The organism is Butyricimonas sp. Marseille-P2440, assembly GCF_900091675.1.
GTDB classification, from domain to species: domain Bacteria; phylum Bacteroidota; class Bacteroidia; order Bacteroidales; family Marinifilaceae; genus Butyricimonas; species Butyricimonas synergistica.
On the sequence record NZ_LT594610.1, the window covers coordinates 1,925,977 to 1,941,162 of the forward strand.

Here is a 15,186-nt window from a genome sequence, read left to right on the forward strand (position 1 = left end):
TACCCGTTTAAAAAGTTACATTTAACATCAAAGAATAATTCTGTTGCGGAGGCAACGCACCGGAACCTAAAGTCACCTGCTCAGGATCTCGTCCTTTCAAGGCTTTTGATTTAATCACAAAAGGATTCGTTACTCCAAGGCTAAAAGAAGCTCCTGCGATATGCAATTTTTTAGCAATCTCTCTTGATAAAGAATAATTCAAAGAGATATTCGTACACCGCACGAAATTCCCGGAAACCACCCGCAAATCACTATCATTATACATTTGCCAATAATTAGCGGCAACCTCATTATTATTTCTTATTATACTAGCAAGCTCCGGATTCATACTGGCTATAGTAACCGACTGATCCGACAACACGGGAATATTCGTATTGTCCCCGGGTGCCTGCCAACGTCCCACAAACTCGGAAGACATGTTTTGAGCGGGATAAGGTAACCTGAAAAAATCCGAATCGTACAAATCATTCAAACGAATCTTGTTTCCGAAAGACAAGGCAAACCTCGTATTCAACGACAAATTCTTGTAACTAAACGACATAGACAAACCTCCAGAAAGATCTGGCTCACGCTTGCCACTATACTTTAACACGGATCTCAACGCTTGTTCGCGAGTCGTGATCACATTCCCATCCTCATCATAATCGCTCAAACCTTTAAACCTCGGGAAACCGTTTTCATCCAAACCATCAAACTGATAAGAATAAAAAGAATTCAACGCATAACCATTCTTGACCACCGTTCCATTCAAATAATCCGAATAAGTTACAGTACGATCTGCCGCATTAGACACTTCATTATACACTTTCGAAGTGTTAAACGTCAAACGCCATTCAAAATTTTTTGTCTTAATAGGAGTTGTTACCAAAGAAAGATCCCATCCCTTATTCGTTAAATCACCACCATTTATCGTCACAATCTTCCCTCCATTCGTTGATTCCACCTCTACACTCATCAATTGATCTTTACTCTTCTTGTAATAAAAATCAAAACTTCCGGAAAGCTTACCCTTGAAAAAATCAAAATCAACACCAAGATTAAAACTATTCGTCTTCTCCCATTCCAAATCCGGATTCGGTAACTGCAACAACGAGGCAGAATACTCTTCCGAATTACTATACAACTTCCCTAAAGAAATAATCATATTGGGATTATGCGCATCCGTCACGTTAGCTTGAATCCCGTAAGAAGCCCGAATATCCATGTTCGACAACACGTTAAGCGCAGCGTCCATCCAAGGCTCTTCCGTCAAATTCCAACGTCCCGAGAATGACCATATCGGCAAGAAACGGGCACTCTCGCCCAATTTATTGGAACCATCCCCTCTAAGATTAGCCGAAATCACATATTTAGCTCTAAAACTATAAGAAACCAACCCGTAATAAGATATTGTATTCGATGTATTGTCAGAAATAACAGGTTTCATCGTTTGCATCGCCAAAGATGCTGCTGGCCAATCGGTCAAATTCTCCAAGGCTACAAAATTCTTGCCTCGTTCCGGTAAATACCCCCACTCTTCTTTATCATACCCCTTATATTTGGAACTTGACATTTCCAACCCTGCGGAAAAAGATACGCTATGCACCTCTCTAAACAATTTATTCGCATTAAACGAAAATCGCAGGGAATAAGAATCATTGGAACTCTCGCCCGACTTCAAAATCCCACCATAGGGCAATTTCGAATACTTGTGATAATTCGCATTCAATTCACTATCCCAATGATTCCTGTCATACCCGTAAGGTAACAAACGATATTGTGACACGTAATGAGTACGCTCGTCATAATAAGTTTCCGAACGATAAGCACTCGTGTTATAAGACAAAAGCGCACTGGCACGTAACCAAGGAGTAATCTTATAATTCAAATCCAAACGAGAATTTATGCTTCGCATTGTTTGGGAAACTCCCGAGTTATCCAACTCGTTAAAAACATTGTAATTCAAATTCACATTATCATTCATCAGTACTAATACATCACTAACACTGTAAAAATGATATGAACCATCTTCATTATAAGCGGGAATCGCACGTGAAGTATTATAAGCGTAATCATACAAATCCACTGTCGGGCGATCCGTCGAGTACACGCTGGAACTCAAATTAATACCGATATCCAACTTCTCGGACAATTTTAAATCAAGATTCGACATGAAACTAAAACGCTCTCCTTGCTCCTGCAACGGGGAGCCCTGTTGATTGGAATAACCGGCAGAGAAATAATACGTTGCCCTTTCCGTTCCTCCGGAAACCGATAAAGAATGAGAATGGCTAAAAGAATTACGGAACAACAAATCATACCAGTCCGTATTCATCTCTTTCATTTTTTTCACCTCTGAATAAAATTGATCCATACTAATATTGCCACTCCACAAACGACGCAAAGCACCCTCGTATCCCACATCATCCGGGGCAAAACCTGAAAATTCCAACCCTCTCGCATGAATCTCCTCCGACACTTCAATACGCTCCTTTGAATTCATTCGATCCAACCCCTTGTAGCTCGGGCGCTCCATAAAACTCATCGACGTGCTGTAACGCACGGACGGTGTTCCCACCCTTCCCCGCTTGGTGGTGATCACGATCACCCCGTTTGCCGCTTTAGAACCGTAAAGGGCAGTAGCGGAAGCATCTTTCAAAACATCAATACGGTCGATATCTTCCGGGTTCAAACCGGAAATAGCGTTACCGATCAAGTTCACCCGGTCCATACTATTCAACTCCGTCGCGTCCAATTTCACCGGATCGGTCAAAACCACACCATCCAACACCCACACCGGTTCCCGGTTGCCGATTACCGTCGAAGAACCCCGAATACGAATTTTAGGGGCAGCCCCCACCGTCGAAGTCATCTGCATCACGGACATTCCCGGCACCTTTCCTTGCAACATCTGGTCCAAAGAATTACCCACCGGCTCGATAATATCCTCTGCCTTCAACGTTGAAATAGAAGATGTCAATTCCCGCTTGTTAATAACCTGATAACCGGTAATCACCACCTCGTCCATCTCGTTCACCACCTCTTTCATCACCACCGTCACCGGTTTATCCGAATCAACCAAAACAGATTTCGTTTCCATCCCGACAAACGAGAAAAGCAACACGCTATTCTCAGGAACTTTAATTTGAAAATTACCATTTGCATCAGTAGCGGTACCTGTTGTTGTCCCCTTGATAATCACAGAAACCCCCGGTACTGGTTCTCCTTTTTCATCTTTCACCACTCCTTTCGCCACGATAGATTTATCTTTCTGCACCACCTTGATCGTGATCAAATTGTTGTCCACTTTATATACCAAATCGGTTTCCTTGAAAGCCTCATCAAGCACTTGCGCAACCGTGGCTTTTTTCAAGTTCATCGTGACTTTTTTCTTGCAAGCATCAATCACTGCCGTGGAGTATACCAAACGATAATCATGTTTCTTGATAATCTCCAGAATTTCCTTCATGGTTGCATCCTTCACGTTAATGTCGATAGCCTTACCCGCTTGTTGCGCATAAACAGAAAAGCTAAAACACAAAATCAAAAGACATAACAATCCTTGGAGGGGAATTTTTTTGACATGACTTCCCCAGGAATCAATCATTTTTTTCATACATTTGCAAATTAGAATTTAACATTAATGCCTACCTAGGCATTAGTACCGAGCGAGTGTTGGTAGCACTCGCTTTTCCTATTTATATACACTTACCGTTTTTCCGTTAATTTTAAATTTGACATTACTAACATCCGAAATAACTTCCAAAATTTTATTTACCTCGGCATATTTATCAATTCGCACGAAATACTTCTCCGCCTTGGCTTCCGGGTTCTCGTAGAACACGGAGAAACCGTACCAGTCTGCCAATTTATCAAGTATGGTTTCCAACGCTTCGTCTTTGAAAAAGAAGATATTATCTTTCCAACTCACGAACTCCTCGACATCCACGTTTTCCACGCATATCGGAGCCGTAGTTTTAGCCACGAAAGCCTGTTGATTCGGAAGAAGTATTGCTTCTGCCTTGTCCCGGCTCACACGCACTTTACCCTCGACCAAGGTAGTGATGACGGAATGATCCGGATTCGATTTCACGTTAAACTCCGTCCCCAACACATGCACATCCCCATTCACCGTGTGCACGATAAACGGATGTTCCTCATCCCGCTCCACGTCCAGGTAAATTTCCCCGCTTTCAAGATAAATATCCCTAGTCGTCCCGGCAAAAGCTACCGGAAATCTTAACCGGGTTTCCTCGTTAAACCACACCTTTGTCCCGTCGGCAAGAGAAACATGATACTCGCCACCCTTGGGAACTTCTACTGTATTGTACTTGATGACTTTCACGGTATCAGCAATTTTATTTTTCTCGTACTCCAATTCATTTCCCCGGTTCACGGCGTGAAGCGTGATCTGTTCGTCCTTAACCTCTCGTCCCAGATTCACCACTTTTCCGTCATCCAAGATCAGGCGAGGTTGCTTCCGTACCGGGGCAGACAAAATACTTTCTTGCTGGACCTGTGCAGTAACTATTGTCTTTGGTTGGGATTCTTGATTCAACCAAAAATAAACGGCTACAGCTAACGGCAATGCCAAGATGGCTGCATAACGAGCCACGATCATCACACGACGGGGATGCTTGCGTGTGTTCACAATCTGCTCGTGCAATTCCCGGCTTGTCACCCTTGCCTTCATCTCCCGGTAATCCTCGTCGCTGATATTCAATCTTGCCCGTATCTCTTCCAACTGCCGGGCATCCTCTTCCGACAGGCAATCGAAAATATCTTTTGTTATTAATTTCCTCAGTTCTTTCATCATCTATTTCGTCTTTCTAACCATGATACACGCCAGAAAGAAAAATGTATGAAAAGAAATATCACTTTTAATATTAATTAACAAAATCACCAAATACCTCTAGTAAAAACTTATTTCACCACGTGTGAGGCTTATCCAGAATATCGATGCCGGCATACCCGTATACCCCGTCCCGGGAGATCATCGGAACCACCATCAAAGACTGAACACCTTGGGGGTAAGGCGTGCCCTCTCGACGAAAGCCTCCGCCGGCAATTCGTCCAAACTTGCCAAAATAATGGGAGAAGCCTTCGTTGCCAACTGTTCCGTCCACCAGGGAATCTCCTTCATCGGGAAATTCTCCATGTAATCCTTTTTCTTGAAAGATTTATAACTCCCCGCCTCGTAGCAACAAGTTTGAGTTCCTTTCTCCCAGTCATACTCTATAATATAGGTGCACCCTTCCGGGTAATATTGCATAATATCCCCCAGTATCTTATTCACGACACCACTCATGTCGTCCGAACGCAATAAAGACAATAAAGAACGGGATATGCTATTTTGTTGAACGAATAAATTATTTACCCTTTGTATAGCGGAGGTACTGGTATCCATACTCTCCGGAATATCCAGGCACTCCATGAAACCGCACGTTCTCAAGAATCCTTCCTCGTCCACTTCCTTCGAACACAATTTCATGCGTATCCAGATAATCTCTCCATGAACCTCTACCGGATACACCTGATCGTAAACGTTCTGCGTCTTCCCGAAAACAAATTCATTCACCGTGCGCAGGCGGTAATCCTTCCGGATGAAGGAATGAAAATCCTTGAAACTGACAATACCATCCTCTCCCAGATCAAGTAAATCACGAATAAATTCGGAACACACGTAATATTGATTTTTAAAATCAGCTTCCCACCAGCCCATGCGAGCCTTTCTCATCAACTCCGGAAGACGGGCATCACTTAACCGATCCTTGCTATCCACTTTATATTTTTTTTAATTTCTAAAAACAAACACCTAACGTCACAAAAATAGAAAAATATCAAGTAGTTGCACCTTTGGAGACAAAAATAATATTAAATTTCATTTTTCAACGCTTGCCGAATCTTCGTGTAGGCTTCTTTCTTGTAATGCCGTACCGTGTTGTATTCCATTTCAATTTGCTCGGCTATTTCCTTCGTGGAATACCCTTGCAAGGCAAGTTCAAGAATCACTCGTTCCCGCCGAGGCAAACGGTCTATCAGCTCGTGCATATAATCGTGCGTATCGACAACAACGAACTCTGTCATCAACTCCGGCGGAGTTTCCGTGTACACTGGACGAGCGTTGCGAAGGAAATTAAGACATAGGTTTTTCACCGTGGAATAAAGATAAGAGCGTTGTTCCGATTCGTTCCGTTCAGCCAAAATACGCTCGTAACCGTTCACGAAAGCCTGATGAACGATATCCTCCGCCTCCTCGGGACAGAATCGTGCCGCATAAACACGTAACTCGTGTTTCAACTTGCAATACAAATGCGCTATTATTTTCTCTTTATCCTCTATCATATTCTACCGATCCCCCGTGAAACACAAGACTTCTCCCCTCCAACGCCAGGATAGAAATAAACCTTCGTTTCGTGATTTCAAAAATAACAATAATACCACACAAATACCAAAATTAGTGTTTTTTTTATTCCACGCTTAGTATCATGCACATACGAGAATGTGAGATCAATATCCACTCGTGATTTATTTTCTTTAATCCACTATTATTAAACGAACCATTAATGATATTTTTCAAATTATACCTACTTTTGTTTTTCAACGAAGTAATTACATTTAAAATGAAAATTGCCAAGCAATTCCTTCACCCGACTCTAACGATCATCCTTTCCTGTATCATGTTCTGTTCCTGCCGGAATCATGATTCGAGATTGGAATACGCCCTGCAAGCCAGTGAAAACAACCGAGATGAACTCGAAAAAGTACTGACACATTATTCCCGTGACCCGAAAGACAGTTTGAAACGGCAGGCAGCCCTATTCCTGATAAAAAATATGCCGGAACACTTCTCTTACAACGGGCAATACCTTCAAAACTTTAAGCAAGCCGTGGACACGAGCGTACAAGACTACTTGTTGAAAAAAGTAATCCTCATGCAACCCGCGCGTTACACCCGTTCCCGGCAACAATTACAAATCGAAGCGGACATCAAACACGTGAAAGCCGATTATCTCATTCATAACATCGAAAAAGCGTTTCAACAATGGACTACCCGTCCGTGGTTGGAAGGATTATCCTTCAACGATTTCCTGGAATACCTCCTGCCTTATCGCATCGGCAACGAAACGCTGGACTATTGGCGGGATTCACTCGCCCCGGAACAGGAAAAACGTATCCAAGAAGCGATACAGTATTTCGACGACCGAAAATACTCCGTTTATAACATCAGCCAGCAAATCAGCGACCATGCCCAAGCTTATCAAACAAACGTGAGTTCCGTGGTCGACATCCCGTTCAACACATCCGAATGCGTATTTATCAGTCGCTTGCAATTACTGGTATACCGCATGGCAGGAATTCCCGCCGCGACTGACCACGTCCCTTGCTGGGCGGACATGAATGGATTCCACGAGTGGACGGTCGTCATCGACCCCAAGAAACAAGACATCCTCCACGGGCAACTGGAAGCCAAAAACGCCCCGAAAGTATTCCGCCGTACTTATGCCGTGAACAAAATCCCCATCCCCCGGGACAACGAATACGTCCCGCCTTTCTTCCGGGATCCTTTTAACCGGGATGTAACGAGCAAATACCAAGCGACGTCGAACATCACCGTGAAAACAGACATTCCCCGCGGCAGTTTCCCGGTCTATCACGCGTACCTCGCCATTTTCAATGACAGCCGGCTACGCATCGTGGATTGGAGCGAAATACGACACGGGGAAGCCACATTTCGCAATCTTGGGCGGGGTATTATCTATTTCCCCGTTTATTTCGAAGAGGACAATCAAAAAAACTTCTCTTATCCCTTTATCCTCCATGCCAATGGAACGACCACGTCCCTGAGACCGGATAAAACACACCTGCAAACCGTGAAACTTACCCGAAAATACCCGTTACATAGTAATAAAGTATATCACGGGAACGCGCTTGTCGGGGCAAATTTCAGATGTACCAACGATCCCACGTTCAAGACTTCCCGACTCGTGCACCACGTAGACAAGAATCCCAATATGTACCCGGTAATCGTTCTCGTCGACACGACATTTGAATGCCGCTACTGGCTATTCGACCACACGAAAATGGCAGAACTCTCTGAATGGGTATTTAAAGACAACCGGGGAAACATCATCCGGGGAAAAGGCATCGATCCCATCGGCGAAAGCGCACGTACCGAGAATATCTTTGACGGGAACGCCCTCAGCTACGGGCGACTCTCCCGACAATTCATCGTTGATTTCGGGCACCCCGCCAGCATCTCGGAAATGCATTACCTGCCCCGCAACGATGCCAACGGCATCTACCCAGGCAACGAATACGAACTCTTCTATTTCGATCGTGACGGCTGGCAATCGCTCGGTTGCAAAATTGCCACGGGATACGAGATCCAATTTGACTCCGTTCCCGCCCATGCCGTCTATTGGCTTCAAGACCACACCACCGGAAAAGAAGAAAGAATATTTACTATACAGGACGGCAAACAACGATTCTGGTAACAGCCCCTAACAATCCGGAATCCCCCCGGGAGAAATCCAAGATTTAGCCTCTTGACCGGGTTGACTAACACTTTTGTCGGGCTATTGGCTGACTATTGGGCGACTATTAGGCGTCTTAACCTACTACTCACCTACTCTTAGCCCACACTTAGCCCACGTTTTAACGGAAAATATGCTTTTTTTATGTACACGGAAAATAAATCCCACGAGAGAACGGGACGACCGATCCTCGACAAGATTTATTCGGCGATTAAGGTCATCCCCGGCATATTCCCTAGTCAAGTCCATGGTAAGCGCAAATTCACGGAAGAAACGGGGAATCCATTAATTCCTTCTCTTTCAGAATCTATCGAACAAAAGAACGATTCCCCCGTAAATTTTATAACCATTTCTCCTTTGAATATCGGGAAAAATGGCTAATTTTAGGCTAGTCATTAAATTGAAAGGTTATGTTGGACACGATAAAAAAGTTCCTGAAGGAACATGATATTGATCAAAAGGCGGGATTTATCATCGCCGTTAGTGGCGGAGCAGACTCCATCACCCTGCTTCACGCGTTCAAGTATTTGAATTTAAACATCTTTGCCTTGCATTGCAATTTCAATCTCCGGGGCAAAGAATCCAACATGGATGAACAATTCGTGAAACGTTTCTGCGAAACTTACGGCATCCCCATGAGCGTGAAACGTTTCGACACGCAGGAGTATGCCAAGAAAAACGGCATCAGTATCGAAATGGCGGCACGAGAATTACGCTATGCGTGGTTCGAGGAAATGCGCCAAAAGAAAAAAATGGACTATATTGTCGTGGGACACCATGCCGACGACCTAGCGGAAACACTCTTTATTAATATATGCCGCGGAACCGGAATAAGAGGACTGACGGGAATCCGCCCGGTCAAAGATAAAATATTGCGCCCGCTTCTGTCCCGTTCACGGGATGAAATCATCGCGTATATCGAGCAAAACCAACTCGGTTACCGTACCGATTCGACCAACAATTCACTCGATTACGTGCGGAATAAGATCCGCCATCTCATCATACCCGTTTGTAAAGAGATTAATCCCTCTTTCCTCCACACCATGCGGGAAAACTGCGACACAATGAAGGAAGTGGAACAAATCTACCAGTACGGCATCTCCTGCTTGAAAGCAGACATCGTCAGCGAGGAAAACGGCGAGATACTCATTGACATCAAAAAAACGATGGCATCCCCCGCACCTTATACCTTCCTGTTTGAATTTTTAAAACCTTACGGGTTCAACTCCACGCAGATTGAAGACATTCTGAACAGTAACGAAGCCATACCCGGCAAACAATTCGAAGCGGGAGAATACCTGCTCACGAAAGGTCGGGTGTACTGGCGACTTTTCAATATTCTCGAGAAGGAAGAAGAACGCCAACTTCTAGCCGACAGCGGGGAATATCACTTGGACGATTTCACGTTCACCCTCGATGAACAAGAGATAGACGACTCGTTCACGGTTCCGCAGGACGCGGAACTCGGGTGCTTCGATCTGGATAAAATCACCTATCCTCTCGTCCTGCGCCACTGGTCTACGGGGGACTGGTTCTGTCCTCTCGGCATGAAACGGAGTAAAAAGAAACTGAGTGACTTTTTCACCGACTTGAAATTCAGTGCCAAACAAAAGAAAGAGTGCCTCATTCTTCAATCGGGCAAAGACATTATCTGGGTCGTGGGACATCGCATCGACGACCGCTATAAGGTTTCTCCCACGACGAAAAGGATATTAACAGTGAAAAGGAAAACAAAATAAAAAAGAGGCATAAGCCTCTTTTTAACACACTAACAATAAATTTACTACACTTATAAAAGCAAAAAACATTTCCTTTCATTACGGGGACAAAGATAATTATTTAAAACGTTTGCGCAAACTTTTTTCACAAAAAAAACGTTCGCGTATAACTAATCTAAAAGTTCTTTGTTTTTCATTTTTTTATCCATACTTTTGTGTGAGTTTACGACATTAAACGAGAGAGTTAACACCTTTATTAACCAAATAATAAAAGAAAAAATGGCAAAGATTAAAGTGGGTATCAACGGATTCGGACGTATCGGTCGTCTGGTTTTCCGCGCTGCAATGACGAGAAACGATATCGAGATCGTGGGAATTAACGACCTGATCGACGTCGATTACATGGTTTATATGTTGAAATATGACACCATGCACGGTCGTTTCAACGGAACTGTTGAAGCTAAAGATGGCAAACTCGTTGTGAACGGACACGCTATTCGTGTTACGGCAGAAAGAAACCCGGAAGATTTGAAATGGAATGAAGTAGGCGCTGAATACGTGGTTGAGTCTACCGGACTTTTCTTGACAAAAGAAAAAGCAGAAGCACACTTGAAAGCCGGCGCTAAACGTGTGGTTATGTCTGCACCGTCAAAAGACGACACCCCCATGTTCGTGATGGGTGTAAACCATAAAACTTATGCCGGACAAGCTATCGTGTCTAACGCTTCTTGCACCACGAACTGCTTGGCTCCGTTAGCTAAAGTAATGCATGACAAATTCGGTATCGTTGAAGGTTTGATGACTACCGTTCACGCTACAACCGCTACTCAAAAAACGGTTGACGGTCCTTCCATGAAAGACTGGAGAGGCGGACGTGCAGCAGCAGGAAACATCATCCCGTCTTCTACCGGAGCAGCCAAGGCTGTTGGTAAAGTTATCCCGGAATTAAACGGTAAATTAACCGGTATGTCTTTCCGCGTTCCGACGTTGGACGTATCCGTGGTTGATTTGACCTGCCGTCTGGAAAAAGCTGCTACTTACGATGAAATCAAGGCAGCTATGAAAGAAGCTTCAGAAAATGAATTGAAGGGGATTTTGGGTTACACCGAAGAAGAAGTTGTATCATCAGATTTCTTGGGAGATGCACGTACTTCTATTTTCGACGCGAAAGCAGGTATCGCTTTGAACTCTAATTTCGTGAAACTCGTATCCTGGTATGACAACGAGTGGGGATACTCGAACAAAGTTCTCGAGTTAATCGCTCACATGGCTACTGTAAAATAAAAAAAGGGGCAATCGCCCCTTTTTTAGTTCATAAAGTCTATAAAGTTCATAAGGTTTATAAAGTTTCAAACCTTGCTACTTTATGAACGTTATAAACTTCACAGACTTTATAAACTTCATAAATTATATGACAGATAATCAGCAAAAACGACCATACCGACTAGGTTTGGCATTAAGTGGAGGGGGAGCCAGAGGATTCGCTCATTTGGGAGTATACAAGGCTATGCAGGAGTTAGGAATCAAACCGGACATCATATCAGGAACCAGCGCGGGAGCGATAGCCGGGGTTATGTTTGCAGCAGGGCGCACGGCAGAAGAGAGCGTGACTTTCTTTAAAGGAAGAAAACTTCTCGACTTCGCCCGTCCCCTCGTTTCCACAACCGGAATCATGCACATGAGCGGAATGGGAAAACGATTATCCGAATTTATCCAGGTCAAAACATTTGAAGAACTACAAATACCATTGGTTGTCACAGCCACCAATATGAACTTGGGCATTCCCACGCATTTTAATAGCGGCGAGGTCATACCCCGCGTATTGGCGTCCTGTGCCATCCCTATTGTATTTACACCGGTGGTTATTGACGATCACCAGTATTCCGACGGGGGCGTATTCATGAACTTTCCTGTGCGTCCGATACGTGACCTCTGCGACGTGGTCATCGGGGTTCATATTGACCCGCTGGAACCCAGCAATCATATCAAGAGCATCGTGCATCTTGCCGAACGCTCCTTCCACATGGGCATTCTTTCCAACATGAGCATAGACACCCGGCTTTGCGATGTCGTCATCGTACCGAAACACATCAGCCGTTACAGTATGTTCGACCTCAACAATGTCGAAAAGATCATGGAAGAAGGATACAATCAAGCCAAAATAGTATTCTCCCGCCCGAGAATCATCAAGAAATTGAAAATGGAAAATTAAAAGTTGAAAATGGATATTCGGGACTCCTTGAAAAATATTGGTATCGCCTCACTGAACGAGATGCAGGAAGCTTCTCTCGAAGCCCATCGAAAAACGAATAATATTGTACTTCTATCGCCGACAGGATCGGGCAAGACGCTAGCTTTTCTCCTGCCCTTGCTGGAAACTCTGGATGCGAAGAATCCTGGCATACAGGCGTTAATCCTCACCCCGGCACGAGAGCTGGCGATGCAGATTGAAAACGTTTTTCGTTCCTTAAAAAGCGGTTTACGGGTGGTTTGTTGTTACGGAGGTCATGACATCAACGTGGAAACCAGAAGCCTTGCACACGCTCCAGCACTACTTATCGGGACACCAGGACGCATACTCGATCATATCGAACATGAAACAGTAGATATTAGCACTACGGCTACAGTTATCTTGGATGAATTCGATAAATCGTTGGAATTCGGTTTTCTAGGCGAGATGGAACGCATATTTTCCTACCTCCCGAATTTACACAAGCGGGTTCTGACCTCTGCCACGAATGTGGTTGAAATACCCGCTTTTACAGGGGTCAACTCTCCTTGTATTCTGGATTTTCAACATACAAAATCTCCTGATATCGCGATAAAATCGGTCTACACGGGAGGCGAAAACAAACTCGAAACTCTGTATAAATTACTTTGTGAACTGGACAAAGCTCCCGTGCTCATATTTTGTAACTTCCGGGAACGAGCCGAAGAAGTCAGCAATTATCTTTGGGATCGGGGTGTCGACAACGAGTTCTTTCACGGCGGCATGGAACAGAACGAACGGGAACGGGCTCTATGCAAATTCCGCAACGGAAGTACCAATATTTTTATATCCACCGACTTGGCTTCCCGTGGACTGGACATCCCGGAAATAAAATATATCATCCACTACCATCTGCCGCCAAAAGAAGATGCCTTTATCCATCGCAACGGGAGAACCGCCCGGATGAACGCTTCCGGCACCGCATTCCTTTTGTTTGACGACGAAGAAAACCTGCCGGAATACCTGACAGAAGCCCCGGAAACTTTCACGCTGACAGGCAAAAGAACCTCTCCCGCCGTTCCCCGCTGGACAACCTTGTATATCGGGAAAGGCAAAAAGGACAAAGTGAATAAAATGGACATCGTGGGTTTCCTCTGCCAAAAAGGGCAACTCAAGAAAGACGACATCGGTAAAATCGAAGTTAAAGATTACCATGCTTTTGTTGCTGTCCGACGAGGAAACATCCGTCAGTTACTCTCCCGTATTAACGGGGAGAAGATCAAAAATACGCGGGCTAAAATTGATATAGCGCGATAAAAATGCCCCGTTGACTTCATGTAACGGACAAAGCCATATCCGATTCTTGTGCCGAATCGTGATATGGCTTTGTTCGTTTTATAGTTATAACCGGAAAACTCGTTTTATTTTTGAAGTATCTGTTCAAAAATAGCCTGAATAGCCGGATCGGAAGGGCGAGGGGCGTTAGCATCGTACACTCGGCCTTCTTTGTCTAAAAGGATGAAACGAGGAATACCTTTGATGATGAAATATTCCGAAATCTCGGAACCGGTCGGGCATTTCTCGATGAGTTGCACGCCTTTCAACTGTTCTTCTTTTACGGTTTTAGCCCATTTCTTTTGATCGTTGTCGCTTGAAATGCTCACGAACTCGATTCCCTTGCCGGCGTATTTTTTTTCCAGTTCTTTCAAGTACGGGATTTGGGCACGACAGGGACCGCACCACGTTGCCCAGCAATCGATATACACGTATTTCCCTTTGAAAGAGGAGAGGGCAATTTCTTTGCTGTCGATATCCAAGAAGGTAAATTCGGGTATGGTTTTACCTTTCAGTACCCGGCTCCACTCCTCGTAGTCTTTCTTGATTTTTTCCTGAAGTTTCGTGGAGGATACGCGACGGTTAAAAATATCCATTAACGGTTCGATCTGTTCCGCTCCCCGCCATTGCATATAATTGGTCAAAACGGATTCCATCAATAAATCCGTGATTCGTGGGTTTTGGAAATGCTTGTCAATGTAGTTCATCTGGCTTTGGGCAACATGGAACAGATCATCTTTCTCGGCTTCGTGCCATGCCACGAAATAAAGGGCGTTGGTCATAAAATTCCGGTAATCCTCGGTGAGCAGGAGGGCTGTTTGTTCCAGCATCTTCTCTTTCAAGAAGGGCACCAGTTCCTTGCTCCATTGGCGGTAAGTAAAGATACGGCAAAGTCCTTGGTATTGCAACCGTTCCCGTTCGATGGTTTTAAACTCCAGCGAGAGGGTGGTTGCTTCCAGTATATCACAAGTACGGGCGATGCTGTCTTGTATGGTTTGCAACACCTCTTTTTCTCCCATGTCTTGCGAGAAAGGAATGTTAGAACGCTGGTGTGCATCGAGGAAATTATTTTCTTCGGCTCCTTTACCCGTGAATTTGTAACGGGAACTTCCCCCGGGGCGTTGGTATTGGATGGTCAGGTCATTTCCAGGTTGCAGAAAGACCACCTTATTCACGCTTCCCATGCGGAAAAACGCATAGCCGGGCGTCAACTCTTTGATGGTAAACACGGCACCTCGCACGCTATCGTAGGGAACGGTCAAGGTATGTCCGTCTATTTCCAATTGAGCCTCTTGGGAGTTATTGACATAACTCTTGAAGGTCAAGACGGTCTGTCGGGGTTGACACCCCGACAGGATTCCCGTCATCACTACAAAAAAAATAATTCGTATCGTTAAATTTCTCATGA

The 15,186-nt window shown here is 44.5% G+C and carries 11 protein-coding genes; 6 read left to right on the forward strand and 5 right to left on the reverse strand.

Annotated elements, in window-relative coordinates; translation table 11 throughout:
* Positions 1–7: 7 nt before the first annotated feature.
* The 4 genes from BN8899_RS19170 to BN8899_RS19185 form a co-directional block, all read right to left on the reverse strand.
* On the reverse strand, positions 8–3,595 hold the full coding sequence (locus BN8899_RS19170) for a SusC/RagA family TonB-linked outer membrane protein (RefSeq protein ID WP_065220558.1): 3,588 nt from the start codon (positions 3,593–3,595) through the stop codon (positions 8–10).
* A gap of 78 nt (positions 3,596–3,673) precedes the next feature.
* Complete coding sequence (locus BN8899_RS19175; RefSeq protein ID WP_018335831.1) at positions 3,674–4,795, reverse strand: FecR family protein; 1,122 nt, start codon at positions 4,793–4,795, stop codon at positions 3,674–3,676.
* Between the two features lie 192 nt (positions 4,796–4,987).
* Positions 4,988–5,761 carry a hypothetical protein gene (locus tag BN8899_RS19180; RefSeq protein ID WP_065220559.1) on the reverse strand — a complete coding sequence of 258 codons (774 nt, stop codon included), beginning with the start codon at positions 5,759–5,761 and terminating at the stop codon, positions 4,988–4,990.
* Positions 5,762–5,853: 92 nt separating this feature from the next.
* Positions 5,854–6,324, reverse strand: coding sequence for an RNA polymerase sigma factor (locus BN8899_RS19185; protein WP_018335833.1), 471 nt, complete (start codon positions 6,322–6,324; stop codon positions 5,854–5,856).
* Positions 6,325–6,602: 278 nt separating this feature from the next.
* Here BN8899_RS19185 and BN8899_RS19190 point away from each other — a divergent pair, with 278 nt between their 5' ends.
* The 6 genes from BN8899_RS19190 to BN8899_RS19215 all read left to right on the forward strand — a co-directional run bounded on the left by BN8899_RS19190 (position 6,603) and on the right by BN8899_RS19215 (position 13,760).
* Entirely contained in the window at positions 6,603–8,477 is a 1,875-nt protein-coding gene (locus BN8899_RS19190; protein WP_148375541.1) for a hypothetical protein, read from the forward strand.
* Between the two features lie 183 nt (positions 8,478–8,660).
* A complete protein-coding gene (locus BN8899_RS19195; protein WP_065220561.1) occupies positions 8,661–8,897 on the forward strand; it encodes a hypothetical protein in 237 nt (78 codons plus the stop codon).
* Between the two features lie 29 nt (positions 8,898–8,926).
* Positions 8,927–10,255 carry a tRNA lysidine(34) synthetase TilS gene (gene tilS / locus BN8899_RS19200; protein WP_065220562.1) on the forward strand — a complete coding sequence of 443 codons (1,329 nt, stop codon included), beginning with the start codon at positions 8,927–8,929 and terminating at the stop codon, positions 10,253–10,255.
* 258 nt (positions 10,256–10,513) lie between these two features.
* Positions 10,514–11,518 (forward strand): type I glyceraldehyde-3-phosphate dehydrogenase, encoded by a 1,005-nt coding sequence (gene gap, locus BN8899_RS19205; RefSeq protein WP_018335837.1) that lies wholly within the window; start codon positions 10,514–10,516, stop codon positions 11,516–11,518.
* Between the two features lie 127 nt (positions 11,519–11,645).
* On the forward strand, positions 11,646–12,446 hold the full coding sequence (locus tag BN8899_RS19210; RefSeq protein ID WP_065220822.1) for a patatin-like phospholipase family protein: 801 nt from the start codon (positions 11,646–11,648) through the stop codon (positions 12,444–12,446).
* A gap of 9 nt (positions 12,447–12,455) precedes the next feature.
* Positions 12,456–13,760, forward strand: a complete 1,305-nt coding sequence (locus BN8899_RS19215; RefSeq protein ID WP_065220563.1) for a DEAD/DEAH box helicase — start codon at positions 12,456–12,458, stop codon at positions 13,758–13,760.
* A 104-nt stretch (positions 13,761–13,864) separates the two neighbouring features.
* Here BN8899_RS19215 and BN8899_RS19220 read toward each other — a convergent pair whose 3' ends face one another.
* Entirely contained in the window at positions 13,865–15,184 is a 1,320-nt protein-coding gene (locus BN8899_RS19220) for a TlpA family protein disulfide reductase (protein WP_065220564.1), read from the reverse strand.
* Positions 15,185–15,186: the final 2 nt, after the last annotated feature.

Bases quoted from the DNA above. Each gene is read 5' to 3' on its own strand.
- BN8899_RS19170 (WP_065220558.1), bottom strand. From the start codon at position 3,595: ATGAAAAAAATGATTGATTCCTGGGGAAGTCATGTCAAAAAAATTCCC.
- BN8899_RS19175 (WP_018335831.1), bottom strand. From the start codon at position 4,795: ATGATGAAAGAACTGAGGAAATTAATAACAAAAGATATTTTCGATTGC.
- BN8899_RS19185 (WP_018335833.1), bottom strand. From the start codon at position 6,324: ATGATAGAGGATAAAGAGAAAATAATAGCGCATTTGTATTGCAAGTTG.
- BN8899_RS19190 (WP_148375541.1), top strand. From the start codon at position 6,603: ATGAAAATTGCCAAGCAATTCCTTCACCCGACTCTAACGATCATCCTT.
- BN8899_RS19195 (WP_065220561.1), top strand. From the start codon at position 8,661: ATGTACACGGAAAATAAATCCCACGAGAGAACGGGACGACCGATCCTC.
- tilS (WP_065220562.1), top strand. From the start codon at position 8,927: ATGTTGGACACGATAAAAAAGTTCCTGAAGGAACATGATATTGATCAA.
- gap (WP_018335837.1), top strand. From the start codon at position 10,514: ATGGCAAAGATTAAAGTGGGTATCAACGGATTCGGACGTATCGGTCGT.
- BN8899_RS19210 (WP_065220822.1), top strand. From the start codon at position 11,646: ATGACAGATAATCAGCAAAAACGACCATACCGACTAGGTTTGGCATTA.
- BN8899_RS19215 (WP_065220563.1), top strand. From the start codon at position 12,456: ATGGATATTCGGGACTCCTTGAAAAATATTGGTATCGCCTCACTGAAC.
- BN8899_RS19220 (WP_065220564.1), bottom strand. From the start codon at position 15,184: ATGAGAAATTTAACGATACGAATTATTTTTTTTGTAGTGATGACGGGA.